The sequence below is a fragment of the Sandaracinus amylolyticus genome (assembly GCF_000737325.1).
In the GTDB taxonomy this organism is placed as follows: domain Bacteria; phylum Myxococcota_A; class Polyangia; order Polyangiales; family Sandaracinaceae; genus Sandaracinus; species Sandaracinus amylolyticus.
Map to the genome: position 1 here is coordinate 6,405,042 of NZ_CP011125.1, position 24,988 is coordinate 6,430,029.

Sequence of the window (24,988 nt, forward strand, 5' to 3'; positions counted from 1 at the left end):
AGCGCGCCCTCGCGCGAACGTGCACACCGAAGCCTCACGGTGAGCACCTAGATCGTTCTCGAGATCACGGCGCCAGCACGACTGCCGCGTCGGTGCCGTTCGTGCCGTCCGTGCCCGACATGCCCGGCGAGAAGCCGCCGCGGCCGCCGCGGCCCGCGACGCCCGCGCGCTCGATCATCACCGAGCCCGCGACCGCGTCGCGATAGCCCCCATCCGCGCCGCTGATGTACACGCCGTGGCTGCCGCCGCCGCATCCACCACCGCCGCCGCCGCCCGAGCCGCCACGGCCGCCGTCGCCGCCGCGGCCGCCCATGCGCGCGCACCAGAAGCGGCCCACCCCGCCGCCCGCGCCCGTGCCGCCCGCGCCGCCCGCCGCGCCGACGCCGCCGTCGCCGCCGCGGCCGCCGCTCGAGGTCACGACGCGCACCGTGCTCTCGAACGTCGGCCCGGCGCCGCCGCGCGCGATGACGAGCACGCCGACCGAGTAGCCCGCGCCGCCGCCGCCGTCGGCCTGGGGCGCGCCGCAGCCGCCGCTGCCGCCGCCGCCTCCGCTGCCGCCGCTGCGATCGATGCAGCTGCCCGACGTGCCGCCGATCACCTCGTACCCGCCGCCCGCCGTCGCGCCGCCACCGCCGCTGCCGTCGCTGCCCGGCGTGCCGTCGCTGCCGCGACGACCGGCGAGCCGCCCCTGCACGTCGACGATCGGAGGCGCGCTGCACCCGAGCCCGCCCCCGCCGTTCGCGCCGCTGCCGCCGTCGACGCCGTTGCCGCCGTCGCGGAGCAGCGTCGGGTTGTCGTCGCAGAAGTTGCAGACGCCGCGGTTGGTCGGCGCGTTGAACGAGAGCTCGCCCGCCGCGCCCGGCGTCGGGCCGCGGCCCGTCTGCGCGGCGGGGTTCGGCGTCGCGAGCGCGAGCACGCGATCGATGTCGCAGACGCCGCCGCTCGTGAAGTCGGTGCAGCCCGCGTTCGCGCACGCCGCGCCGTTCGTGCAGATGTTCCCCGGGCACTCCGCGGCACCACCGCGACCGCCGCTCACGTCGACCGCGCGGCACGCGTGACGACCGCCCGCGCCGCCCTCGACGCGACGGCACGCGACGCCGTCGGTGTTGCCCGGCGCGCCCTCGGCGCCGCGCGTTCCGTCGAGCTGGGTGAGCGTGCTGAGGCCCCAGTCGCGCAGGTTCGTGCTCGAGTCGTCGCCGCGCACGCCGTCGGCGCCACGCCCCGCGAGCACCGTGAGCGACGCGAAGCGCACCGCGGGCCCGCAGCCGTCGACGAGCACCGCGGTGCTGCCCGCGCCCTCGCGCGTCGCGTCGCTGCCCTGGATGACGAAGCCCTCGATGCGCGTGGCCGCCGTCACGTTGCGGCAGGTGAGCGGCGGCGTGCCCGCCTCGGCGGCGCTGCGCTCGATGAGCACCGGGTAGAGCTCGAGGTCGCGATCGCGGAAGTCCGGCGAGTACCCGCCGAACACGCTCACGCCGCCGACGACGTCGAAGGGCCCGTCGTAGATGCCGCGCGAGACGAGCACGTCCTTGCCCTGCGCGCGCGCGCGCTCCTGCGCCGCGGTCAGCGTGCGCATCGGACGCGCGAGCGTGCCGGGGTTGGTGTCGCTGCCGGTGACGCTCACGTAGACGAAGTCCGACGTGTCGTCGGGCACGCCGTCGCAGTCCGCGTCGCCGCCGACGGCGGGCGGCGGTCCGCTGCCGTCCCAGCGCTCGCACTCGCAGCCGTTCGCGAGGATGCGATCGACGTCGACGAAGCCCTCGAGGCACTCGACCTCGCAGCGCACGCTCGGCGCGGCGCCGTCGGGGAGGCACTCCGCGATCATGTTCGGCCCCGGCTCGACGCACGGGGTCGCGCAGCCGCCGCAGTGCAGGCGCGCGATGTAGCGGCCCTCTTCGTCGCGGAAGTCCTCGTCGAGCGCGCCGTCGCAGTCGTCGTCCTGCGCGTTGCAGACCTCGGTGAGCGCGGGCTCGCACTCGCTCGGTCCGTCGGCGCCGCAGCGCTGGATGCCGGCGCAGCGCTGGCCGTCGTCGGGGCTCTCGAGGATGCACGCGAGCTCCACGCCCTCCGTGCCCTCGCCGCACGCGCAGATGCCGCTGAGCGGGACGCACTGGCCGGGATCGCCCTCGGGCATGCCGGGCAGGCACTCGAAGCCCTCGGGGCAGAGCGCGGTGTCGTCGCACGGCTGGCCGCAGCGCATCGCGCCGGTCGCGGTCTCGAGGCAGCGGGCGCCGGGCAGGCGCAGGCCGCAGTCGTCGTCGGTCGTGCAGGGCAGACAGAGCGAGGGCACGTCGGGCACGCACGCGCCGTCGCCGGCGCGATGGAAGCCCTCGGCGCAGGTGATGATCACGCACGTCGGACCGTTCTCCTCGTCGTCGACGCACTCGACGAGCTCGGCGGTCGGGAAGACGTCGGCGCAGACGATGCCGCACTGCCCGCACGCCTCGACGCTGCGGTAGACGCCGTCGTCGTCGACGAAGCCCTCGTCGGCGCGGCCGTCGCAGTCGTCGTCGCGCAGGTTGCAGACCTCGGGCGTGCCGCAGAGGTGCGCCTCGTAGCAGCCGCTCAGCGCGACCAGCGCGACCAGGAGCAGGAGCGAACGCTCAACGAACGACGACATCGCTCGACCCTCCCGCCGCACCGTCGCGCGCCGCCGCCGCACCGCCACCACCACGCCCCGCGAGCCCACCGCGACCGAGCTCGAACGTGTTCCCGGAGCGCCACGCGCCGACCCCGGAGGGCTCGCTCGAGACGCCGGTGATCCACACGCCGACCGACGCGCCGCCGCAGCCCGCGCCGCCGCCGCCACCCGCGCCGCCGTTGCCACCCTGCCCGCCGCGCGCGCCGGCGAAGGGCCCGGCGAGCGTCGGCGTCGTGCGCGACGCGCGATCGAGCGCGCCACCGAACGCGCCGTTCGCGCCCTGTCCGCCGTCACCGCCCGCGCCGCCGTCGCCGCCGCGACCACCGTCGGCCGGTGCGATGGTCACGCCCGAGATCGTCGGCACGCTCGTGGGCGCGCCCGCGGTGTAGCGCACGAGGATCGCGACCGAGGGCGCGCCGCTCGTCCCGGCGCGACCGGGCTGACCGCCGCATCCGCCGGCGCCGCCACCGCCGCCGCCGCCGCCGAGCCCGTCGACGAACTCGCACGAGCGATCGAACCACTGCATCTCGGCGCCGCCGCCCGCGCCGCCGCCGCCGCCGCCGCTGCCGGGGCGTCCCACCGAGCCCGCGGTCGCGTCGACGCCGACCCAGCGATCGTCATCGAAGCGACCGAAGGGCTCGGCGCACGAATTCCCGGCAGTCCCGTTCACGCCGTCGTTGCCCGGGCGGCCCGGCTCCGGCCCGGTGAAGTCGGTCGGCACCGAGAAGTCCGCGAGCCCGCAGCACACCGCGGTCGGGCACGTGCCGGTCTCGCGCGTGATCGGACCGCGCGAGTCCTGACCGCCGTTGCCGCCCCCGCCGCCCGACGCGGCGCCCGCGCTGCGTCCGACCACGCCGGCGGGCTGGAACGTCGACATCATCGGGCAGCGCGGCGAGCCGCCGTCGCCGCCGTGTGTCTCGACTCCGTCGCACACGTTCCGTCCTCCGCGCCCGCCGCGCACGACGTTGCGCGCGTCGCCCGGTAGACAGCGATGCGCCCCGTCCTCGACCGCACCGCGCGGAACCTCGCCGACCTCCGGCATCGACATCGAGCCGACGCCCGCGACGCCGTTCGCGCCCCCGACGCCGCTGCCCGGCACGCCCGCGCGCACCGTCATGTCGCGCATGACGAAGCGCGGCCCGGGATCGAGCAGGTACGCGCCGAACGCCGCCTCCGAGGGCCCGTCCGCGTCGACGCCGCGCAGCGAGATCCACTCGATCACGGTCTCGCGCGCGCCCGCGCCGCGCACCTCCATCGCCGCGCCGCCGGGCGCAGTGGTGTCACTCGGCGCGCGCACCTCGACGCGGAAGCCGTCGGGGTCGAGCGAGAGGAAGTCGCGTCGATAGCCGCCGTGCAGCTGCACTCCGTCGGGCACGTGCAGCGTCTCGGTGTAGAGCCCGACCGCGACGAACACGTGCGGCCGCGGGCTCGCGGTCTCGAGCGACATCGCGGCGCGCTCCAGCGCGACGTCGATGTGGCGCAGCGGACGCGTCGGCGATCCCGGCCACGCGTCGTTGCCGTCGGCCGCGACGTAGAAGCTCTGCACGACGATGCCGTCCGCGCCGTCGCAGTTCACGTCGAGCATCTCGCCGGTCGCGCGCACCGGGCCCGGCACGTCGGAGAGCGACGTCACGGTGCACTCGCAGCCGGTCGCGATGTCGCGATCGCCGTCGATCTCGTCGCCGGGCTGGATGCCGTCTTCCGCGTCGGGGCACGAGAGCACGCACGTCGGCACGAAGGGATCGCCTCCGCACACGAGATCGCCCTCGGGCACCGTGCTCAGCGTGCAGTCGACGCCGCACTCGCCGCAGTGGTGGATGTCGAGGATGTACGCGCCGCGCGCGTCGCGATAGCCCTCGTCGATCGTGCCGTCGCAGTCGTTGTCGACCTCGTCGCACACCTCGTCGGGCGCGACGCACTCGCTGAGCGTTCCGTCGTCGCACGACGCGCTCCCGGCGCAGCGCCGGCCCTCGGGATCGATCAGCGCGCACGCGAGGTCGAAGTCGTCGCCGGGATCGCACGAGCAGCTGCCGCCCTCGGGCGCGCACACGCCCTCGAGGCACGCGTAGCCGTCGGGGCAGCCGAGCGCGCAGTCGACGGTGCAGCGCCGCTCGCCCGCGAGGAACGAGCAGCTGGCGCCCATCGCGAGATCACCGCAGTCGCCGTCGTCGGCGCACGAGAGGCAGAGGCGATCCCAGATCGGCACGCAGCGTCCGGTGCTCGACGGCGCGAACCCGGGCTCGCACGCGAGCGCGACGCACACCGGGCTCTCCTCGACGACGCCGCAGGTCACCTCGACCGAGTGCTCGACGCTCTCCACGGTGCACGCGCGACCGCACGCGCCGCAGTGCTCGGGGTGCACGTAGCGGCCGAGATCGTCGCGGAAGTCCTCGTCGACGCGCTGATCGACGTCGCACCCTCCGTCGCCGTCGCAGACCGCGCCGTCGCGCCGACTGCCGTCGAGCACGCCGCCGTCGAGCACGCCGCTCGCGACGAGCCCGTCGAGATCGTCGTCGATGCCGTTGCATCGCTCGGGCGACGGGACCGGGCCCGGGCCGGAGTCCCACTGGTGGATCTCGAGCGTCGATCGCGCGCCGCACGACGCGCTCGCGATCGCGAACAGCGCGACGAGGACTGGCACGAGCGCGCGCAGACCGCGAGCACCGGGGCCGACGCCCCGCAGGCCAAGAAGCATGGCGCAGTATACGAAGGCCGCGCGTGGTATGTAGGCGCGGTGCGCGCGTTTTCGCCGCCCGCGATGGGGCTCGTGGTCGTGTCGCTCTGTGCCGCGTGCGGAAGCGAACGCGCCGTCCGGGTGCTCTTGGAAATCGACGACCGCGACGGCGACTCCGTGTGCCTCGTCGCGTCCGCGGCGGACGAGATGGTGTTCGCCTCGTCGTACGAGGTCGCGGCGCTGCCCGCGGGCGAGCGCTCGCTGACGTTCGTCGCGGGCGAGCGGGTGAACGACACGCTCGTCCTGAGCGCGCGGGTGTCGCGCGACGGGCGCACCGTCGCCCGCGCGTCGAGCGAGGCGCGCTTCGGGGATCAGGGCGTCGTCGAGCAGCGCCTCCGTGCCGTGCGCTGCGTCACGCGCGACGTCGATCCCATCGCGCCGCGCGAGGTCGGCGCGTTCGATGCGCTGCCCGACGGCGCGCGGATGCTCGCGGCGGACGTCGACGCCGATGGTCGCGACGAGCTGCTCGCGATCGACGCGGAGGGCGCGCTGGTCGCGCTCGAGGGCGGGCTCGTCGCGGAGCTCGGGGCGGTCGGTGCGCTCGCGGTCGCGAGCGGCGACCTCGACGACGACTGTCTCGTCGACGTCGTGATCGCAGGCGCCGACGGCGCGCGGGTGGTGCGCGGCGACGATCCCGGCGCGGGCTCGACGACGCTCGGTGCGTCGGCGCGCGACGTCGCGCTCGGGGTGCGCACCGACGACGGCGCGCGCGGCGTCGCGATCGCGAGCGACACCGGGCTCGCGATCAGCGCGTGGGACGAGGATGCTCCGCGCAGCATCGCCACGGGATCGTTCACGCGCGTGCTCGCGGGCGATCTCACGGGCGACGGTCGCGACGATCTCGTCGCGACGAGCGACACCGCGACCCGCGTGCTGCTCGCGCTCGAGGCGGGGTTCCGCGACGAGCCCGGCGCGCTGCCAGCGTCGATCGCGACCGCGACGGGGCCGATCACGCTGGGCGATCTCGACGGCGACGGCACGCTCGATCTCGCGAGCGCGACGGGCGCGACCTTGCGCATCGCGCTCAACCGCGGCGACGGGCTGCTCGAGGATCGCACCGGCGCGACCCCACCGATGCTCGCGGCCGATGCGCGCCGCCTCGAGGCGGTCGATCTCGACGGCGACTGCGTCGACGAGATCGTCGCGCTCGACGCCGCGGGCGCGGTGAGCGTGTGGGCGCGCGACGCGCGCGGGCTCTGGGTCGCCTCGACCGAGACGCTCGACGCGGTCGCGATCGATCTCGCGGTGCTCGACGCCGACGGCGACGGCGCGCGCGAGATCGCAGTGCGGGACGCGAGCTCGACGGTGACGACGTGGCGACCCTGAGCACACGCATCGCGCTCGCCGTGCTCGTGATGACCGCTGCGCAAGCGCACGCGCAGGCGCCGAGCGACGCGCAGCGGCTCGTCGACGACGCGCGCCGCCTCTACGCGGAGCTCGAGTTCGCCGGCGCGGTCGACGCCGCACGGCGCGCGCTCGGCACGCCCGGGGTGCGCGACGTCGAGCGCGCGAGCGCGCTCGAGACGATGGGCTCGGCGCTGGTGGTGCTCGATCGCGAAGAGGCGGCGCGCGAGGCGTTCGAGTCGCTCTTCCGCATCGATCCGTACTGGTCGGTGCGCGAGCCCAGCGGCTCGCCGCGCATTCGTCGCTTCGTCGAGACCGTGCGCGCGCGGATGGTCCCCGATGCCGCGCTCGATCCCGAGATCGCGCTCCGCCTCGAAGCGCCGAGCGCAGCGCGCGCGGGCTCGAGCACGCGCGTCGCGATCGACGTGGAAGGCGACGCGAGCGATCGCGCCACCGTGCGCGTGCTCGCGCGCGCCGAGGGCGAGCTCGAGTGGCGCAGCATCGACGCGCAGCGCGACGGCGAGCGGTTCGTCGCGTCGGTGGACGTGCCCGAAGGCGTCGGATCGATCGAGCTCTACGCCGAGCTGCGCGACGCGCGCGATCGTGTCGTCGCGCGCGCAGGTGGCCCGCTCGTGCCCTCGTCGGTCCCGGTGCGCACCGGTGACGGCGGCTCGGTGATCGAGGAGTGGTGGTTCTGGGCGCTGATCGGCGGCGCGGTGATCGTGGTCGGCGCCGGCGTCGCGATCGGCGTCGCGGCGAGCGACGGAGGACAAACGCCCGGGGGCACGTTGCCTCCCGGGCGCGTCGAGCTCCCTCTGCTGCGCTTCTGACTACCGCCGCAGCGCTTCGTCGCGGTTCACGATGCGCGGCGTGAGGAAGATCAGCAGCTCGCTGCGCTCGTCTCGCACGCGGCGGCGCTGGAAGAGCACGCCGAGGATCGGGATGTCGCCGAAGAACGGCACCTGATCGACGTTGCGGCCCGTCGTGCGCGTGTAGATGCCGCCGATGACCGCGGTGTGCCCGTCGTCGACGAGCAGATCGGTCTCCGCCTCGCGCTTGAGGATCGTCGGGTCACCGCGCACCGACGTCCGCGTGAAGTCGGGCTCGTCGCGCGTGATGCGCACGTGCATCGCGACGCTGCCGTCGCTCGTCACGTGCGGGCGCACGCGCAGCTCGAGCTTCGCTTCCTGGAACGCGGTCTGGACGCCCTGCGCGCTGATCTGCGAGTACGGGATCAGGGTGCCCTGCGCGATGTGCGCCTCGTGGTTGTCGAGCGTCAGGATGCGCGGGCTCGAGATGATGCGGACGGTGCCGCTGGCCTCCGCGGCGCTGAGGCGCACCGCGAGGTGCACGTTGCCGCCGAGCGATCCGAGCGTGAGGCCGATGGCGCCGCCGTTGCCGGTGCCGACCGTCGCCGGGAGGTTCACGCCGAAGTTCGGCACCGCGACCTGACGCGAGAACGGCGAGAGGCCCGCGGTCGGCGTCGTCTGATCGGACGCACCACCCGCGACGCCCACCGACGACGGGAACACGAGGCCCGTCGGGTTGCCCGTCGCGGTGCTCATCGTCACGTCGCCACCCCACTGGATGCCGACGTCGCGGATGTACTGGCTCGTCGCCTCGACGATGCGCGCTTCGACGAGCACCTGTGGCGTCTGCGTGTCGAGCGTGCGGACGAGCTCCTCGACGTCGTCGAGCGCCTCGACCATGTCGCGCACGATCAGCACGTTGGTGCGCTCGTCGACGCTCACGGTGCCGCGCGGCGAGAGCAGCTCGCGCACGCGGGGCTCGAGCTCGCTCGCGGTCGCGTAGCTCACCGGCACCAGGCGCGTCTCGAGCGGCGCGAGCTCCACCTGCTGCTTGCGTCGCGCGATCGCGGCCTCGCGCTCCTTCTCGAGCGTCGAGAGCGGCGCGACGCGGATCAGGTTCCCGCGGCGCACCATGCCGAGGCCCTTCGCCTGCAGCACGACCTCGAGCGCCTGGTCCCACGGCACGTTCCGCATGCGGATCGTGACGGTGCCGCTCACGTCGTCGCTGGTGACGATGTTGACGCCGCCGACCTCCGCGAGGAGCCGCAGGATGTTGTGGATGTCGGCGTTGTTGAAGTCGAGATCGATGCGGCGCCCGCGGTACTGGCGCGATCCGCGCGCGGCATCGACCTGCAGCGGGACGTCGGTGAGGAACGCCGCTGCTTCCTCCGACTCGATCTCGCTCGCGCCCGCGTCCTCGAGCGTCCCGAGCTCGTCGTCGAGGTGCGTCTCGCGCGCGATGGTGCGCGAGCGGGGGCGCGTGTCGGCGCTCGGCGGCGGCGCTGCGAAGAGCCACACGATGCGATCACCTTCGCGGATCGCAGTGCCCGTCGCGCCCTCCGCGCGATCGACCTCGACGATCGTGCGTCCGTCGCTGCTGCGCACGCGCACGCTGCGCACGACCGCGCCGTCCCCCTCGACGCGCACCTCGCGACGCGCGCCCGGCGCGATCTCCGCCGCGGGCAGCTCGAGCCGCGCCGGCCCGACGCGCCCCGGAAGCAGCCGGAACTCCGCGCCGCGGCTCAGCGACACGACGACGCGATCACGTCCGTCGCGACGCTCCACGCTCACGCCGCGCACCGCGAGCGGCGCGTCCGCCGCGGGCTCGCTCGCGGGCTCCTCCGCGCCCGACACGACCGGGACCGCGCTCTCGCTCTCGTCGCTCGCGTCGGGCAGCGCCTCGAGCCGCAGCTGGATGCGCCCCGACGACGCGCGCACGCGATACGAGACCGCGCTCCGCGTCTCCAGCTCGATGCGCACGCCGTGCGCGCTCGTGCTCGACGTCGTCCGCGTGATCAGCGACGCATCGCCCTCGAGCGACGCGCCCGCATCGGCGAGCGACGCGCCCTGCACGTCGACGACGACGACGCGCCCACCCTCGCGACTGCGCACCGCGTAGACCGGCACGTCGAACGCGCCGCGGATCACGACATCGGCGCGAGTCTCGTCGCCTCGCAGCGCGAGCGCTTCGACGCGCGCCGAGGACGCCGGCTGCGCGCGCACCGCGCTCGTGCCCTGCCAGAGCAGCGCGACGATCGCCACGATCGGGAACAGCCGACGCATGGAGCTCTCCTCTCGTCCCACGTCGTGATCTTCGAACGCGCGTCGCGCGATTCGCAAAAAAGCGGCGAGACGCGATCTCGCTCGTGCAGCGCGCGCACGTCGTCCTCCACCCCGCGAGAGCGTGCGGACGACGCTGCGGCGCGCGCGTCAGAGCGTCGCTTCGGCCGACTCGGAGTGCAGCGGGAGCACGCGCGTGAGCGGCGGCCGATTGGGCGCCGTCGGGTCCTCGCGCGTCAGCACGACTTCGCCGGGACGGATCCGATCCACACGCCAGTTCAGCGTGATCGGCACCGCGTCCTCGCCGCCCGTCTGCACGACCTCGGGCCGCCCGAGGTAGTCACCGCGATGCACCGTGTGCCCGGTGCCGTCGGTGTCGACGAGCATCGCGCTCGGGTTCGCCATCCCGCTCACGATCGCGATCAGACGCATGTCGTCGATCGCGGTGCGCGGCATCACGACCTCGCGCTGCACGGGCTCGCGCGTCGGGCGCGTGACGAAGATCTCCGCGAACGAGCGGAACGGATCGCGGTTCGTCTCCGCCTCGACGAAGTCGTCGTCGCGGTACGAGAGCCCCACGCCCGCATCGGGCGCGGCCGCAGGCGCCGTGGGCGTGACGTCGGGAGGCGGCGTCGGCGTCGTCGCGCCTCCACCCGCCGCAGGCGGGACACCGCGGCCGACCTGGATGTCCTCTTCGCATCCCGCGAGCGCGAGCGCGCACACGAGCACGCGCAGCGTCCGCAGCGACACGTGATCTCCGACGAGGCGCATCGCTCAGCCCCCCTGCGGCGCGGACGCCGCCCCTTCCGGTGCCGCGGCCGGCTCGGTCGGTCGCCGGTACGTCGTCGCGAGCACGCCCACGTCGAGCACCACGTCCTCGCCGCTCACCGTCGGGTCGCTCAGCTCGATGTTCTCCATGCTGATCGCGCGCTCGAGCCGGCTCACGTTGTAGAAGAAGCGCGCGAGCTGGTGATAACGACCGCGCACGCGCAGCGCGACCGGCAGCCGCACGTAGTGCGTGTCGGGCTCTTCGGGGCGCGGCTCGACGAGCCGCATCTGGAGGCCGCTCGTCTCCGCGAGCCGGTTCAGATCCTGGAGGAACGCCGCGATCTCCGCCTGCTCGGGGAGCACGCGCATGTTCGCGCGATCGAGCCCCTCGCGCGACGCGACCTCCTCGCGCAGACGGATGAACTCGCGCTGCCGCTCCTCGGCCTCGCGCATGTCGTTCTGCAGCTGCCCGAAGCGCCCCTGCTCGTTCGCGATGGCCTCTTCCATCGGCGTGTGCAGCGCGAAGTAGTAGATCGCGCCGAGGATCGCGACGATGAACACCGCGAGCATCACCTTCACGGCGGTGGGCTGCGCGGCGAACGTCTGCGGCTGCTTGGCGCCCCCGGCGGCCTTTGCGGTCGGTGCAGCGGCCATCTCAGTACCTCACCGTCGCCGTGAGCTCGAACGAGATCAGCGCGAGGTGCGTCTCGCGATCTTCGACCGCCTCGGTCTTCTGCAGGTTCACGCCCTCGAACGAGTCCGAGAGCGCGAGGCGCCGGAGGAATTCCGCGACGTCCTCGTTGGTGCGCCCGACACCGCGGATCCGCACCTGTCGATCCTGCTCCTCGAACGACGTCAGCCAGAGCCGTCGCGCGTCCCAGCCGCGATTGAACCCCGCGAGCGGGTTGCCGCGACGCAGCTCCTCGAGCCGCTGCGGATCGATCGAGGGCCCACCGCCCGCGCTCAGGATGCGCGAGAGCTCCATCAGCACGCGCGTCGGTCCGAAGCGCGCGCGCTGCAGCTCGGCGACGACCTGCTCGAGCTCCTGGCTGCGCGCGAGCTGCGCGCGCACCTCGTCGATGCTCGCGCTCTGCGCGGTGAGCTGTCGGATCTGCGTCTCGAGCGCGGTGTTGCGCGCGCGCTGCTCCTCGAGCTCGCTCTCCTTGCCGAAGTACACGACCGCGAGCACCACGCACGTGAGCAGCGCCGCCGCCGCGTACCCGACCGCCCAGGGCGTCGCAGCGCCGCCGCCCGCGCTCGTCCCGCGCGCCTGCTTCTTCGCAGCGGGCAGCAGGTTGATGCGGATCATTGCAGCTTCTCCCGCTCACGACGCAGCGCGAGGCCGAACGCGACCGCCGCCTGCGCCGCGCGCGCCTGGAGCAGCGACGCATCGTCGGCCTTCGGCGCGGCCTCCGCGATGCGCAGCGGATCGAGCAGCTCGACGGGAACGCGCGCGCGCCGCTCGATCGCGTCGAGCAGCGCGCGGATGTTCGCGGTCCCGCCCGACACCACGACGCGGTGCACCTCGCCCTCGCCGCTCGTCGCTAGATAGAAGTCGAGCGAGCGCTGGATCTCTCCCGCGAGCTGCTCGACGACCTGCTGCACGATCTCCGGGACCTCGCGCGGGACGAGCCCGCGCCCGTCGCCGCCGCACTTGTAGGCCTCGGCCTCTTCGGCGCTGATCCCGAGTGAGCGCTGGATCTCCTCGGTGATCTGGTTGCCGCCGTTCGCGATGTCGCGCGTGAACGCGGTCGTGCCGGCGCTGAGGATGTTCAGCGTCGTCAGCGAGGCGCCCACGTGGATCAGCGCAATCGTCCTGTCCGTCGGGATGCCGCCCTGCTGCGTGACCTCGAAGGCGTTCTGCACGGTGAACGCATCGAGATCGACCACGCGTGGGCGCAGCTTCGCCTCGGCGGCGATGTTCGTGAGGTCGTTGACCTCTTCCTTCTTCGCCGCGACGAGGAGCACGTCCATCTGGCCCTGCTCCTGCCGCTGCTGGAGCACCTGCCAGTCGATCTCGACCTCCGCGAGATCGAACGGGATGTGCTGCTCCGCCTCCCAGTTGATCTGCTCGCGGAGCTCGGCGCTCGTCATCAGCGGCATGGTGATCTTCTTGATGATCACCGAGTGCCCGCTCACGCGCAGCGCGACGTCGCGGTTCTTCTGTTTGTGGAAGAGCTTGTCGAGCCCTTCCACCACCGCCGCGGAGTTGATGATGTGGCCGTCGACGATGGTCTGCGGAGGAAGCGGGTGATACGCGAAGCGCACCAGCTGGCGCGCGCCCCTGCGGCCCTCCTTCAGCTCACAGACCTTGATCGAGCTCGACCCGATGTCGACCCCGACCAGGTGCTTCCCCTCGGACATCGGGCTTCATCACTCCTCCTCGCCGAACACGCGTACGCGGTCCGCGAGGCTCAAGCCGAGTGCCTCGAGGATCTTTCTCTTCGAATCCATCCGGCACCCGTATCCCTTCTCGACGCGATCGATCGTCAGCACCGAGAGGTTCGCACGACGTGCCAGCTCCGCCTTCGACATCATTCGCTCGATGCGCAGGCGGCGAACGTTGTTGGGCTGGCGCTTGCCCTTCTCCGAGCCTTTGTCGGAGTTGGAGCCCTTTTCGGCTCCGCGCCCAGAATCTCCACGACCGCGCGCCTTGCGAGGCGCCTCGTCGTCCTCTTCTCCCTCGACCGCCTCGTTCGCGGCGGCGTCCGGCCCGTCGGAGCCACCGGGCTCACGCTGCGCCGAGGCGCGCTCGCCCGCGCTCGCCTTCGCCGGCTCGCTCGACTTCGCGGGCGCGACCGCGCCGCCACCCGAGCCCGTCTCGAGCTCCGGCGAGACCGCGACCGCTTCTCCGCCCGTGATCGACCCACCGGTGATCACGGATCCGTCTCCCGGCCCAACGGAGGAGCCCGGCACGATCGCGGCGAACTTGTCGTCGTGCTCCATGGCGAAAGGCGGAACCCGCAAAGGCGGAAAAGGCGGATGCGGAACGGGAGGCCGAGCCTCTCCCCCGTCTTGGCGCGGATCGGCGGGAACGTCAAGCATTTCGCGTCAATTCAAATCCATTGACGCTGAAGTTAGATGGAACTGACGTCTAATTGATATCCCACGCCGGGAGCCTCGCGGATCCCGGGGCGATCCGTCGCGTCGCACGGCACGTCACGCGTTCCTCTCGGTTGTCAACGAGCGAAGGTCGGAGTCGCCATGTTCGCAGAGCGGTCCGCTCGAATCAAAAAAAGCGGACGCGAGCACCGACCGCTCGTTCGACGCGCGAGCGCTCCCGCCGTTTGCCTCGGACGCGAGCCCGCGTAACCTGCGCGCCCTCGACGTGATGACGCCGTTCCGTCTCCTCCTCGCGATGCTCGGGCTCGCGCTGGCCGTGCTCGCGATGCCCGGCGCGGCGAGCGCCCAGCGCAGCCACACCGTTCGCGAGGGACAGAGCCTCGCGCGCATCGCGCGCCGCTACGACGTGCGCGTGTCGGACCTCGCCGCCGCGAACGGGCTCCGGCCCGACGCCCAGGTGCGCCCCGGCCAGGAGCTGCGCGTTCCGGAAGCGGGCGTCACCTACGTGCGCGAAGGCCAGACGCTCAGCGAGATCGCGCACGACGCCGGGTGCAGCATCGCGGACCTCCAGCGGCTCAACAGGCTGCGCGACGGGCAGTCGCTGCGGGTCGGTCAGCGCATCGTGCTGCCCGGGCACGTCGCGCAGGCCGAGGTCGAGCGCGCCGCGTCGCGCTGGGGACGACCGCGCACGCCGGGTGTCGCGACCATCTACCGCACCGCGACCCGCACGCGCACCCGCATCCGGCTCGTCGATACCCGCGGGCGCGCGCCGCGCGCGTCGCTGCGGCGCATGCAGGAGCTGATGCGTCCGCGCGGCGCGACCCGGCGCGACCGGTATCCGCAGCCGCCGTCGCGTCTCCTCGAGCTGCTGGCGCGCGTGTCCGATCACTTCGGTGGGCGCACCATCCACGTGGTGAGCGGGTTCCGCTCGGCGGGCGGCTACACGCGCGAGACGAGCCAGCACGTCGCCGGTCACGCGATCGACATCCGGATCGACGGCGTGCCGAACACCGTGCTCCGCGACTACCTGCGCACGCTCGATCGCGTGGGCGTCGGCTACTACCCGCGCAGCACGTTCGTGCACTTCGACGTCCGAGACCGCACCACTTACTGGGTCGACTGGTCGCGGCCGGGCGAGGCGCCGCGCTACCAGCGCCGTGGCGAGGCGCCGCCCGCGGATGCGACGAGCGACGAGCGCTCGCGCGTGGGCGAGGGTGGCGACGACGTGTCCGACGAGGGCGCCGAGGGCGCGGTCGCGGCCGAGGAGGACGCCGAAGCCGCCGCTCCGACCGCGGCCACCGAGTAGCTCAGTCGGTCTCGACCTCGGGCTCCGGGATCACGATGGGCACGCCATCACCGGGGCACGGGATCGCGAACGTCGTCGACTCCTCGCAGAACCCACCGACGCAGAGCGCGAGCTCGCCGCAGCTGCGCCCGGCGTTGCAGTCCTCGAGCGTCTCGCATGCAGCCGCGTCGCCCGGCGGTGGCGGCTGCAGCTCCCGCGGGCAACCCGCGAGCAGGGTCGCCGCGAGCAGGGTCGCCCCGAGCGCGATCGACACGAAGAGCGCCGGTGTCCGCGCACGCATGCGATCGAGCATAGCTCCCGCACCTCGTTCCGTCGCGTGCGCCCGCAAGCGTCAGAGGATGTCGTACTCCTTGAGGCGACGGTAGAAGGTGCGGCGCGGCATCCCGAGATGCGCGGCCGCGCGCACGCGGTTCCAATTCGTCGCCTCGAGGGCCTCGAGGATCTTGCGGCGCTCGAGCGTCTTCCACTCCTCGAGGTTCGCGGGGGGCGCGCCACCGAGCGCGCGCACGTCGTCGGCGTCGTCCTCCGCGTCGTCCTCGTCGGCGAAGCTCGGGGCCGCCGGCGCGACGTCGAGCGACGGACGGAAGTCGTCGCCGAGCAGCGCGAGATCGTCGGCCTCGATCACGTCGCCCTCGACCATCACGCACGCGTTCATCAGCACGTGCTCGAGCTGGCGCACGTTGCCCGGCAGCGGGTGCGACGCGAGCCTCCGCACGGCCTCGCGCGAGATGCGCTTGGGCGTGCTCTCCTCGCGCTTGGCGATCGACGCGAGGAAGTGATCGCAGAGCAGCGGGATGTCCTCGCGGCGCTCGCGCAGCGCGGGCAGGCGGATCTCGACGACGCTGAGGCGATAGAAGAGGTCCTCGCGGAAGAGCCCCTTCGTGACCTGATCGCGCAGGCTCTTGTTCGACGCGCAGACGATCCGCACGTCGACGAGCACGTCCTCTTCCGAGCCGACCGGGCGCACCTTGCCGTCCTGCAGCACGCGCAGGAGATCGACCTGCATCTTCGGCGGCATGTCGCCGATCTCGTCGAGGAAGAGCGTCCCGCCGGAGGCCTGCACGAGGACGCCGGTGCGGTCGCGATCGGCGCCGGTGAACGCGCCGCGCACGTGGCCGAAGAGCTCGCTCTCGAGGAGCTGCTCGGGGATCGCCGCGCAGTTCACCGCGACGAAGCTCTTGCGCGCGCGGCTGCTGCCGTAGTGGATCGCGCGCGCGACGAGCTCCTTGCCGGTGCCGCTCTCGCCGTGGATCACGACCGGCACCGACGCGTCGCGCACGCGATCGACGATCGCGAGCACGCGACGGATCGCCTCGCTGCGGCCGACGATGCCGTGTCGATCGTGGGCGCTCCGCAGCGCGTCGCGGGCGCGACCGAGCTCGCGGCGCGCGTCGTCGAGCTCCGCGGTGCGCGCGACGAGCAGGCGCTCGATCTCGTCCTTCGCCTTCTCGAGCGCCTCGTTCGCGGCCTCGAGCTCGCGGCGCTTCTTCTCGTTCTCTCCGAGCAGGCGCGCGTTCGAGAGCGCGATCGCAGCCTGATCGGCGAACGCGAGGAGCAGCTCGACGTCGCCCGAGCGGAAGCGACCGCGGCGCACGCGGTGCTCGACGTAGAGCACGCCGACGATGCCCGAGCGATCGCGGATCGGAAGGCACGCGACCGACTGCAGCATCAGCTTGTGCACCGAGAGGTACTCGCTGAGCCGCCCGTCGGCGCGCGCGTCGACGGTCACGATCGGCTCGCCGTCGATCTGCACCGCCTCGGCGATCGACTGGCTGAAGACCACGTGCGGATCGTCGGGGCTCTTCGCGTCGCGCACCGCGGCGGGCGCGAGCTTTCCGTCCTCGCCGACGAGCAGCACGAAGCCGCGCTCGGCGCCGCTCAGCTCGACCGCGCTGTCGGTGATGCGCTCGAGCAGACGATCGAGCTCGTGCTCGCCCGCGAGCCGCTTCGTGATCTCGAGCAGGCGCGCCCAGCGGCCGTCGCGCGCGGGCTCGCCCTGGACGCTCGCGGCGCTGCTCGCCGCTGCCCGCGCGCTGCCCGATGCGCGCGCCCGCGCCGCGGCACGACGTGGATCGAGCCAGAAGTGCTCGCGCGCCTCGCGCGGCAGCGCGGTCGCGAGATCTTCGAGCAGCTCCATCGCGCGCTCGCTGCTGCGGCGCGCATGGACCTCGGCGCCGCGCAGCTCGTGCAGATGCGCGAGCGTCGCGTGCACGCGCCACGCGAGGTCGCGCGCGCTCGACACCGAAGGCTCGAGCGACTCGAGCTCCGCGATCGCTCCGTCGACGTCGCCCGTCGCGCCGCGCGCCCACGCGAGCAGCAGGCGCAGTCGGTCGCGCGCCGCACCGCTCGGCTCGGTGCTCAGCGCCGTGCGTGCTTCCGCGAGGCGCGCGGCCGCTGCCGAGAGATCCGCCGGGCCATCGCGCGAGAGCAGCGCCTCCGCCACGTCGAGCATCACACCCGCTGCGTCGGCGAGCCGCTCGCTCGCGCGCAGCCGCGCGATCGCATCGTCGGCGCGCGAGAGCGCGCGATCGAGATCACCGCTGCGCGCATCGAGCGCCGAGAGCACCGCCTGCGCGTGGCCCGCCTGCACCTCGTCGCCGCGCAGATCCGCGTCGGCGAACGCGCGCTCCGCCTCGGCGCGCGCGCGCTCCGCGTGACCGAGCCAGAGCCAGAGCTGCGCGAGCCCCGCGCCCTCCCCCGACACCCCTCGCGGCGCACCGAGCCCCGCCACGCGCGCGGCGAGCTCGGCCGCCTGCTGGTTTCCGTGGATCATCGATGGTCGTCGTCGTCGCGAGCGAGCCGCTTCTCCAGCTCGCGCACGTAGTCACGCCCGCTCGGCGACATGCTCGGCGTGCTCTTCTTCTTCGGCGCGCCGAGCAGCACGACGGGGCGCTGCTCTTCTTCGTGCTCGAGCTCCGCCGCGGTCAGCGGCACGACGCCCGGCGGAAGGTACGACGGGCGCGGCGGGCGCGTGCTCACCGGCTCGGTCGCGAGCAGATCCGCCAGGCCCATCGCCTCGGGCGTCGCGTCGTCGGCGCGACGCGGCGGCTCGGAGGGCGTCGTCACGCGATCGCCGTCGACGTCGTCGAGATCGATGTCCTCGTCGGCGACCTCGTGGCCGTCGAACGCGATCGGCGCGGGCGTGTCCTCGCCGTCGTCGAGCGCGCCGTCGTCGGCGTCGGGCGGCAGGCTGAGCAGCTGCAGATCCTCGAGCAGACCCTCGTCGTCGACGAGCTCCTGCACGTTCTCGCTCTCCGGCGGGGGCGCCGCGTCGATCTCCTGCGCGATGTCGTCGGGCGGCGTCGCGTCGGGGCGCACCAGCGCGAGATCCTCCTCGAGGATCGGCTCCGCCGGGATGACCTGCGAGACGTACCGCGCGACCGCGCGCGGACCGACCAGGAACCCGTTGCGCTGCGCGAGCTCCTCGAGCTTCCACGCGATGTGCGCCGCCGACGGAGTGCGCCGACCGCGATCACGCTGCAGCGCGCCGAGCACGATCTCCTCGAGGTCGTGCGGATACTCCGCGATGCGCGTCGAGGGCGGCGCGACGTCCTGCTCCACGACCTGCGTCATGATCTGCACGTCGCTGCCGCGGAAGAGACGCGAGCCCGTGGTCAGCTCGTAGAGGATCACGCCGAGCGCGAACACGTCGGCGCGCTTGTCGAGCGGCTTCGCGCGCACCTGCTCCGGCGCCATGTACGAGAACGTCCCGCGCACCGCGCCCGCCTCGGTGTCCTTGCGCGCCGTGGTCTGCGCGACCCCGAAGTCCATCAGCTTCACGACGCCGTCGCGCGTGAGCATCAGGTTCTGCGGCGTCACGTCGCGATGCACGATCCGCAGCGGACGGCGCGCGCGATCGGCGCGCTCGTGCGCGTGGTGCAGCGCTTCGCACGCCTGCATCACGATGCCGAGCGCGACCTGCATCGGCATCGTCTGCCCGGTCTTCGCGCCTTGCCTCCAGACGTCGGCGACGTTCCAGCCGTCGACGTACTCCATCGCGATGTACCAGTGCCCGTCGGCGAACCCGAGGTCGAACACCTGCGGGATGTTCGGGTGCGAGAGCGCGGCGAGCAGGCGCCCTTCGTCCTGGAACATGCGCAGCTGGCGCGGGTGCTCCGCGAGGTGCTTGAAGAGCCGCTTGATGACGACGTCGCGGAAGAACCCGCCCGCGCCCCACTGACGCGCGAGGAAGATCTCCGCCATCCCGCCGGCGGCGATCTTCCTCACGAGCTCGTAGCGTCCGAGTCGAGGCGCGCTCATCCGATCACTCGCGGCCGGCCTTCGGGCGGCGTCAAGGACAACAAGGCAATCAAGGGCGGAATCCTGACCTATTCCCCTGCCCTCGCCCACGTATACTCCGACACCGTGCCGCAAATGAAGTGGAAGCGTACGAGCGCCGTGACCGCGCTCTCGCTCGTCGCGCTCCTCGTGATCGCGTGCGATTCGGATGGACCCGGCTACGGCGCCGCGTGCGGCGAGTGTGCCGACGGTCTCGCGTGCGTCGGCGGCGCGACCTTCCCAGGCGGCTATTGCTCGCGCATCTGCGAGGACGGGATGTGCGGCGAGGGCGCGATCTGCGCGACCGAGCTCGGCCCGCCGCTCTGCCTGCTCGCGTGCGACGCGCCCTCCGACTGCCGCGACGGCTACCAGTGCTGGCGCGGCGCCTGCCGCGCGACCTGCGACGTCGATCCGAGCACGTGCGGCGCGGGCGCGACCTGCGTCGCCGGACGCTGCCAGGCGAACGGGTGCACCAGCGACCCCGACTGCGGCGCGGGCGGGCGCTGCGTCGACGGCGCGTGCGTCACCACGCCGCCCGACGACGCCGGCGGCGATCGTCCGCACGGCGCCGCGTGCGAGAGCGACGGCGAGTGCGCCTCGGGCCTGTGCTTGCCGCCCGAGCGCGGCGGCGTCTGCACCGCGCCGTGCGAGTCGCTCTTCGACTGCATCGAGCGCGTCGAGATCGACGCGCTGTGCGCGCCCGTCGCGCGCGGCGGCGCGCTCGTCACCGCGTGCGTGCCCACGATGCCCGGCGGCGCGGATCCCGCACGCCCCTGCGCGAGCGACGACGACTGTCTCGCGCGCACCTGCGTCGACGGCCAGTGCACCGTCTCGTGCAGCGACGTGTCCGACTGCATCGACGGTCAGCGCTGCGGCGACGTCAGCTGGAGCGGCGCGACGTTCCAGGGCTGCGGCTACGCGCCCGGCACCGGCGTCACGACGATCGATCTCGGCGAGCACGAGCTCGCGGCGGGCGCGGGCACGACCGATCTCGAGTTCGCGACCCCGCCCGACTCCGTGAGCGTGACGCTCGTCGCGCGCACGCTCTCGGGCGACTCGCTGCCGCTCGCGTTCTACGACGTCCACGATCCGCGCGAGACACAGATCTTCTCGTTCGACGAGATCGCGGAGCTGCGCGACACGCCCGATCGCTGGCTCCCGATCGACACCGAAGAGGCGATCGCGATGCTGGTCCCGAACGCGACGCGCGAGCGCCTGCCCTACGTGCCGGGCGCGCATCGCGTCCGCGTGATCACGATGCAGCGCACGGAGGGCGACACCGGACGCGCGCGGGTGCAGGTCAGCGCGCTCGTGCGGCGCGCGCCGGGCGGAACGGTCTCGTCGGGCACGCTGGATCTCGACGTGTTCCTCGTCGGCGTCGGGGTGACCGCGTCGCAGGCGGGATCCAATGCGCGGGTGCAGAACGCCCTCTCGCGCTTCCGCAGCGTGATGTCGCGCGCGTCGATCACGGTGGGCAACGTCGCGTACCACGACGTCTCGAGCGCCGACGCGACGCGCTACCAGATCATCGACTCGCGCGAGGGATCGAGCAGCGAGCTCGCGGGGCTCTTCCGGCTGAGCGCGTCGCGCAGCGGACAGCGCGTCTCGATCTTCTTCGTGCGGTCCATCGGCGGCGGAGGCGGCACGCTCGGCATCGCGGGCGGCATCCCCGGCCCGCCCGGCGTGCACGGCACGATGCACAGCGGCGTGGTCGTGTCGTTCGACTCCGGCGTCGTCGGCGACGGAACGCTTGCGGGCCACATCATGGCGCACGAGGTCGGGCACTTCCTCGGCCTCTTCCACACGACCGAGCAAGCGCGCCCGTGCACCGGCGAGCCGACGTCCGACTGCGCGCCCTTCGGCGCGACCGACGTGATCGGCGACACGCGCTACGGCGACATGACGAACCTGATGCACTGGTCGGTCGTCGGCGACGGGAGCAACGATCGGCTCACGCCGGGTCAGGCGTTCGTCCTGCAGCGCAGCGCGCTCGTCCGCTGACGCGCGCCTGCTAGCTTCGCTCGCGTGAGCAGCGACTCGTCACCGTCGGAGCTCGAGGGTCCGGTCCTCGGAGGAAAGGTCGTCGTCGTCACCGGCGGAGGCCGCGGCATCGGGCGTGCGATCGCCCTGGCGTGTGCAGCCGAAGGCGCGAAGGTGCTCGTCAACGATCTCGGCTGCGACCTCGTCGGTGAGGGCGTGGACCCCACCGTCGCCGACGCGGTCGTCGCGGAGATCCGCGGGGCGGGCGGCACCGCGATCGCCGACGCGCACGACGTCTCCGCGCCCGGCGCCGCGAGCGCGATCGTCGATCGCGCCGTCAGCGAGCTCGGCCGCCTCGACGCGCTGATCTCCTGCGCGGGGATCGTCGCCGATCGATCGGTGCTGAAGACCGACGACGCGCTGCTCTCTCGCGTGCTCGACGTGCACGTGAAGGGCTCGTTCGCGCTCGTGCGCGCGGCGGGCCAGGTGATGGTCGACCGCAAGGAGGGCGGCGCGATCGTGCTCTGCACGGGACCGTCGGCGTTCTTCGGCGCGCGAGGTCAGTCCGCGATCGGCGCCGCTTCGGCGGCGGTCGTCGCGCTCACCCGCTCCGCCGCGCTCGAGCTGCGCAAGCATCGCGTGCGCGTGAACGCGCTCGCGCCCACGGCGCGCACCCGGCAGACCGAGGAGCTCCCGACCTTCCAGGGGATCCAGGAGGGGTCCATGAGCCCCGGTCACGTCGCCCCGCTCGCGGTCTTCCTGTCCTCGTCGCTGGCCGAGGACGTCCACGGCGAGGTGCTCGGGATCGCGGGCGCTCGCGCCTATGCCTTTCGCGCGCGAGAGACGACTGGATCTTTCAGCGATGGAAGACCTCTTTCCGTTCGTGAACTGCGAGACGTGTGGCGAGACATCACGCGTGCGTGAGCGACCGGGCGGAAACGCGTCGGAAGCAGTTGGCTAGACACTGGCACCTGCGTTGCTATCATCGCTCGTCAGGTGCTCTGTGCGAGGCGGGCAGCCGGCTTGCGGAGAACGCCGTTCCCCTCGATCGGGAGGCCCAGCCCTCCCCGGGAAGGAAGGAGCTGGCCGATGTTGCCCCCCTACATCATCGAGCAGATCCGCAGGCGCGAGCAGGAGGAGGCGCAGGAAGCGCCGGTGATCCAGCTCCCGCTCCCCGAGCCTCGTCGTCGTCGAGAGCAGAAGCCCGCGACGGAGGAATCGGACCGAGGCGTGATCATCATCGACCTCGCCTGATAGCGACATTCGGATCGTGGTGAGCATTCCTGCTCACCCGCGATTCCTGGAACGGCGGCGCGACCGAGAGGTCTCGCCGCCGTTCTCGTTTTCTGCACCGTCCGGCTCCGCAGCCGGAACGCTCCGGGCGCCGAGCCGGAACGCGCGCGGCGCCCGCGTCCCGCACCGGACGTCGACCGCGACCCGGACCACGACCCCGTTCTTCGCTATTCTCCGCGCGCGGTGTCGTCGCGTCCTCGTCATCTCCTCGTCGCGCTGCTCGCGCTCGCGCTCGTCGCGATCGCCGCGCGCGCCGGAGCGCAGGACGAGGACTTCTCGCCCGAGAGCGACGCATGGAACGGCCTCGGGCGCTTCGCCGCCATCGCGCGCGAGCGCGGGGTCACCCTCGAGATCCCCGCGCGCCTCGACGTCGGCACGCTCCAGCCCGCCGACGCGCTCATCGTCGTCTCACCGAACGACGAGCTCCCCGCCGCGAGCCTCACCGACTTCATGCGCGCCGGCGGGCGCGTCGCGCTGGGTGACGACTTCGGGCGCGGCGACACGCTGCTGCGCACGTTCCGCATCGGACGCGGCCGTCCGAACCGCGCCGACGCGCTGCGCCTCCGCGGCAACGACGAGCTGCTCGTCGCGCGGCCCAGCGCCGGTCATCCGCTGACCGAAGGCGTCAGCGCGCTCGTCACGAACCACCCGATGGTCGTCTACCACCCCGAGCTCGAGCCGATCTTCTCGTTCGGCGAGCGCGACGCCGTGGTCCTCGCGGGCGCGGTCGGGGCGGGCCGCCTCGTCGCCATCGGGGATCCCAGCGTGCTCATCGCCAACATGCTCGAGCTGCGCGGCAACCAGCGCTTCGCGGAGAACCTCGTCGACTATCTCGACGGCGGGCGCGGCGGACGCCTCTTCTTGATCACACCGGGCGCGGTGATGGTCGGGCGCTACGGCGAGCCGGGCGCCGATCGTCCGCTCCACGACGTGCGCGCCATGCTCGAGCGGCTCGCCGACGTCGAGCTGCCCGAGACCGCGCTGCGCATCGCGGCCGCCGCGATCGCCGGCATCTTGATGGTGCTCGCCGCGGGCGTGCTCCCTCGGAGCTCACCCTACGTCGGTGCCGCGATGTTCGCGCGCCCGAGCGTCCCGGGCGGCTTCGCGGGGCGCATCGAGTGGTTCTCGCAGCGACCTGCGAACCTCGGCGACCCTGCGATGGTCTACAAGCTCGAGCTCGAGATCGAGCTGCACCGGCGCCTCGGACTGATCGCGCCGGTGTCGATCGACGACGTCGCGAACCGGATGAAGGCCAGAGGGATGCGATCGACCGACGTGGAGAGCGCACGCAGGCTGCTCGGCGAGCTCGCCGAGCTGCGCGAGGAGTGGGAGCGCGGTACGCGTGGGGACGCGCTGCCCGAGGCGCGCTTCCGGAAGATCCTGGCGTCCGGCGAGGCGCTGCTCGAGAAGGTGCGGAACCTGGGATGAAGCCCCGTGCTCGCTGGAGACACTGACAAGATGAGCGCGCCGATCGAGCCTCGTACGCTCGCCCACGTCGCGGAGCGCGCCCACGCCGTCGTCGACGAGGTGCAGCGCGTGTACGTCGGTCCGCGCACCGTGCCCGAGCTCTTGCTCATCACGTTGCTCGCCAAGGGCCACGCGCTGCTCGAGGGCGTGCCCGGCGTCGCGAAGACGACGCTGTGCAAGGCGTTCGCGTCGACGCTCGGCGCGGGCTTCCGGCGGATCCAATTCACGCCGGATCTCCTGCCCGCCGACATCACCGGCACGTACGTCTTCTCGCCGCGCGAAGGAACGTTCCAGCTCCGCGAGGGCCCGATCTTCACGAACGTCCTCCTGGGCGACGAGATCAACCGCGCGCCCGCGAAGACCCAGAGCGCGCTCCTCGAGGCGATGCAGGAGCACCAAGCGACGATCGAGGGCGACACGCGCCCGCTGCCGACGCCGTTCATCGTGCTCGCCACGCAGAACCCGGTGGAGCAGGCCGGCACGTACCCGCTGCCCGAGGCGCAGATCGATCGCTTCCTCGTGCGGCTGCTGATCGGCTATCCGAGCGCGCGCGACGAGCGCGGCATCCTCCGCCGCTTCCTCGAGGGCTCGCCGCAGCCGCAGCAGGTGCTCGCGCCCGAGCAGATCCTCGCGATGCAGCAGATGGTCGGCCAGGTGCACGTCGAGGAGGAGATCCTCGACTACGTCGTCCGCCTCTCGACCGCGACGCGTCAACAGGCGCGCGTCTTCCTCGGCGCCTCGCCGCGCGCGTCGCTCGCGCTGGTGCAGGCGGCGCGCGCGAGGGCGCTGATCCAGGGGCGCCCGTTCGTCATCCCCGACGACATCAAGGCGCTCGCGGTGCCGGTGCTCGCGCATCGCCTCGTGCTCACGCCCGAGGCCGAGATGGAAGGCACGCAGCGCGAGGCGCTCATCCAGAAGGCGCTCGAGCAGACGCCGCACCGCTCGGCCTGAGCGCAGACGCGCGTGATGCGATGTGCGCGGCTCGCGCCCTCGCGTGAGCGAGCGCCGAATCGCCGCGTGCTCGG

General features: G+C 73.1%; 19 protein-coding genes. 8 read left to right on the forward strand and 11 right to left on the reverse strand.

Features of this window, described 5'->3' with window-relative positions; genetic code table 11:
* Positions 1 to 64: 64 nt before the first annotated feature.
* Entirely contained in the window at positions 65 to 2,620 is a 2,556-nt protein-coding gene (locus DB32_RS50035) for a hypothetical protein (RefSeq protein ID WP_275935493.1), read from the reverse strand.
* Positions 2,604 to 5,282, reverse strand: coding sequence for a hypothetical protein (locus DB32_RS48550; protein WP_169791565.1), 2,679 nt, complete (start codon positions 5,280 to 5,282; stop codon positions 2,604 to 2,606). Before DB32_RS48550 ends, DB32_RS50035 begins: the two co-directional genes overlap by 17 nt.
* On the opposite strand from DB32_RS48550, the gene DB32_RS48555 reads away from it, so the two are divergent.
* Both DB32_RS48555 and DB32_RS26945 read left to right on the forward strand, forming a co-directional pair.
* Positions 5,211 to 6,701: an FG-GAP repeat domain-containing protein gene (locus DB32_RS48555; RefSeq protein ID WP_169791566.1), complete on the forward strand. Its 1,491-nt coding sequence runs from the start codon at positions 5,211 to 5,213 to the stop codon at positions 6,699 to 6,701. The genes DB32_RS48550 and DB32_RS48555 overlap by 72 nt on opposite strands.
* Positions 6,689 to 7,549 (forward strand): tetratricopeptide repeat protein, encoded by an 861-nt coding sequence (locus DB32_RS26945; RefSeq protein ID WP_053235513.1) that lies wholly within the window; start codon positions 6,689 to 6,691, stop codon positions 7,547 to 7,549. The genes DB32_RS48555 and DB32_RS26945 overlap by 13 nt, the downstream gene beginning before the upstream one ends.
* Here DB32_RS26945 and DB32_RS26950 read toward each other — a convergent pair whose 3' ends face one another.
* The 6 genes from DB32_RS26950 to DB32_RS47140 all read right to left on the reverse strand — a co-directional run bounded on the left by DB32_RS26950 (position 7,550) and on the right by DB32_RS47140 (position 13,522).
* Positions 7,550 to 9,811, reverse strand: a complete 2,262-nt coding sequence (locus tag DB32_RS26950) for a type IV pilus secretin PilQ (protein ID WP_053238969.1) — start codon at positions 9,809 to 9,811, stop codon at positions 7,550 to 7,552. It lies immediately after the preceding gene.
* A 147-nt stretch (positions 9,812 to 9,958) separates the two neighbouring features.
* Positions 9,959 to 10,579 (reverse strand): hypothetical protein, encoded by a 621-nt coding sequence (locus tag DB32_RS26955; protein WP_053235514.1) that lies wholly within the window; start codon positions 10,577 to 10,579, stop codon positions 9,959 to 9,961.
* Between the two features lie 3 nt (positions 10,580 to 10,582).
* Entirely contained in the window at positions 10,583 to 11,230 is a 648-nt protein-coding gene (locus DB32_RS26960) for a type IV pilus inner membrane component PilO (RefSeq protein ID WP_053235515.1), read from the reverse strand.
* Between the two features lies 1 nt (position 11,231).
* Complete coding sequence (locus DB32_RS26965) at positions 11,232 to 11,885, reverse strand: PilN domain-containing protein (RefSeq protein ID WP_053235516.1); 654 nt, start codon at positions 11,883 to 11,885, stop codon at positions 11,232 to 11,234.
* Complete coding sequence (pilM, locus tag DB32_RS26970) at positions 11,882 to 12,940, reverse strand: type IV pilus assembly protein PilM (RefSeq protein ID WP_053235517.1); 1,059 nt, start codon at positions 12,938 to 12,940, stop codon at positions 11,882 to 11,884. The genes DB32_RS26965 and pilM overlap by 4 nt, the downstream gene beginning before the upstream one ends.
* A 9-nt stretch (positions 12,941 to 12,949) precedes the next feature.
* A complete protein-coding gene (locus DB32_RS47140) occupies positions 12,950 to 13,522 on the reverse strand; it encodes a helix-turn-helix transcriptional regulator (RefSeq protein WP_157069436.1) in 573 nt (190 codons plus the stop codon).
* A 385-nt stretch (positions 13,523 to 13,907) separates the two neighbouring features.
* Between DB32_RS47140 and DB32_RS26980 the strand changes: the two genes are divergently transcribed.
* Positions 13,908 to 14,945, forward strand: a complete 1,038-nt coding sequence (locus DB32_RS26980; protein WP_053235518.1) for a LysM peptidoglycan-binding domain-containing protein — start codon at positions 13,908 to 13,910, stop codon at positions 14,943 to 14,945.
* Between the two features lies 1 nt (position 14,946).
* Here DB32_RS26980 and DB32_RS26985 read toward each other — a convergent pair whose 3' ends face one another.
* The 3 genes from DB32_RS26985 to DB32_RS48560 are packed head-to-tail and all read right to left on the reverse strand — an operon-like array spanning position 14,947 to position 19,205.
* A complete protein-coding gene (locus DB32_RS26985) occupies positions 14,947 to 15,225 on the reverse strand; it encodes a hypothetical protein (protein ID WP_157069437.1) in 279 nt (92 codons plus the stop codon).
* A 51-nt stretch (positions 15,226 to 15,276) separates the two neighbouring features.
* Positions 15,277 to 17,718, reverse strand: coding sequence for a sigma-54-dependent Fis family transcriptional regulator (locus DB32_RS26990; RefSeq protein WP_053235520.1), 2,442 nt, complete (start codon positions 17,716 to 17,718; stop codon positions 15,277 to 15,279).
* Positions 17,715 to 19,205: a serine/threonine protein kinase gene (locus DB32_RS48560; RefSeq protein ID WP_053235521.1), complete on the reverse strand. Its 1,491-nt coding sequence runs from the start codon at positions 19,203 to 19,205 to the stop codon at positions 17,715 to 17,717. Before DB32_RS48560 ends, DB32_RS26990 begins: the two co-directional genes overlap by 4 nt.
* Positions 19,206 to 19,319: 114 nt before the next feature.
* Here DB32_RS48560 and DB32_RS48565 point away from each other — a divergent pair, with 114 nt between their 5' ends.
* From DB32_RS48565 to DB32_RS27015, 5 genes are all read left to right on the forward strand, one after another.
* Complete coding sequence (locus DB32_RS48565; protein WP_053235522.1) at positions 19,320 to 21,224, forward strand: M12 family metallo-peptidase; 1,905 nt, start codon at positions 19,320 to 19,322, stop codon at positions 21,222 to 21,224.
* Between the two features lie 24 nt (positions 21,225 to 21,248).
* Positions 21,249 to 22,127 (forward strand): SDR family NAD(P)-dependent oxidoreductase, encoded by an 879-nt coding sequence (locus DB32_RS27005; RefSeq protein ID WP_053235523.1) that lies wholly within the window; start codon positions 21,249 to 21,251, stop codon positions 22,125 to 22,127.
* Between the two features lie 165 nt (positions 22,128 to 22,292).
* Positions 22,293 to 22,457 (forward strand): hypothetical protein, encoded by a 165-nt coding sequence (locus tag DB32_RS48570; RefSeq protein WP_169791567.1) that lies wholly within the window; start codon positions 22,293 to 22,295, stop codon positions 22,455 to 22,457.
* 222 nt (positions 22,458 to 22,679) lie between these two features.
* Positions 22,680 to 23,924, forward strand: a complete 1,245-nt coding sequence (locus DB32_RS27010; RefSeq protein WP_053235524.1) for a DUF4350 domain-containing protein — start codon at positions 22,680 to 22,682, stop codon at positions 23,922 to 23,924.
* 30 nt (positions 23,925 to 23,954) lie between these two features.
* Positions 23,955 to 24,914 carry an AAA family ATPase gene (locus DB32_RS27015; RefSeq protein ID WP_053235525.1) on the forward strand — a complete coding sequence of 320 codons (960 nt, stop codon included), beginning with the start codon at positions 23,955 to 23,957 and terminating at the stop codon, positions 24,912 to 24,914.
* Positions 24,915 to 24,988: the final 74 nt, after the last annotated feature.

Excerpts from the sequence above, each read along its gene's own strand:
- DB32_RS50035 (WP_275935493.1), bottom strand. The coding sequence starts at position 2,620 with ATGTCGTCGTTCGTTGAGCGTTCGCTCCTGCTCCTGGTCGCGCTGGTC.
- DB32_RS26950 (WP_053238969.1), bottom strand. The coding sequence starts at position 9,811 with ATGCGTCGGCTGTTCCCGATCGTGGCGATCGTCGCGCTGCTCTGGCAG.
- DB32_RS26955 (WP_053235514.1), bottom strand. The coding sequence starts at position 10,579 with ATGCGCCTCGTCGGAGATCACGTGTCGCTGCGGACGCTGCGCGTGCTC.
- DB32_RS26960 (WP_053235515.1), bottom strand. The coding sequence starts at position 11,230 with ATGGCCGCTGCACCGACCGCAAAGGCCGCCGGGGGCGCCAAGCAGCCG.
- DB32_RS26965 (WP_053235516.1), bottom strand. The coding sequence starts at position 11,885 with ATGATCCGCATCAACCTGCTGCCCGCTGCGAAGAAGCAGGCGCGCGGG.
- pilM (WP_053235517.1), bottom strand. The coding sequence starts at position 12,940 with ATGTCCGAGGGGAAGCACCTGGTCGGGGTCGACATCGGGTCGAGCTCG.
- DB32_RS47140 (WP_157069436.1), bottom strand. The coding sequence starts at position 13,522 with ATGGAGCACGACGACAAGTTCGCCGCGATCGTGCCGGGCTCCTCCGTT.
- DB32_RS26980 (WP_053235518.1), top strand. The coding sequence starts at position 13,908 with ATGACGCCGTTCCGTCTCCTCCTCGCGATGCTCGGGCTCGCGCTGGCC.
- DB32_RS26985 (WP_157069437.1), bottom strand. The coding sequence starts at position 15,225 with ATGCGTGCGCGGACACCGGCGCTCTTCGTGTCGATCGCGCTCGGGGCG.
- DB32_RS26990 (WP_053235520.1), bottom strand. The coding sequence starts at position 17,718 with ATGATCCACGGAAACCAGCAGGCGGCCGAGCTCGCCGCGCGCGTGGCG.
- DB32_RS48560 (WP_053235521.1), bottom strand. The coding sequence starts at position 19,205 with ATGAGCGCGCCTCGACTCGGACGCTACGAGCTCGTGAGGAAGATCGCC.
- DB32_RS48565 (WP_053235522.1), top strand. The coding sequence starts at position 19,320 with ATGAAGTGGAAGCGTACGAGCGCCGTGACCGCGCTCTCGCTCGTCGCG.
- DB32_RS48570 (WP_169791567.1), top strand. The coding sequence starts at position 22,293 with ATGTTGCCCCCCTACATCATCGAGCAGATCCGCAGGCGCGAGCAGGAG.
- DB32_RS27015 (WP_053235525.1), top strand. The coding sequence starts at position 23,955 with ATGAGCGCGCCGATCGAGCCTCGTACGCTCGCCCACGTCGCGGAGCGC.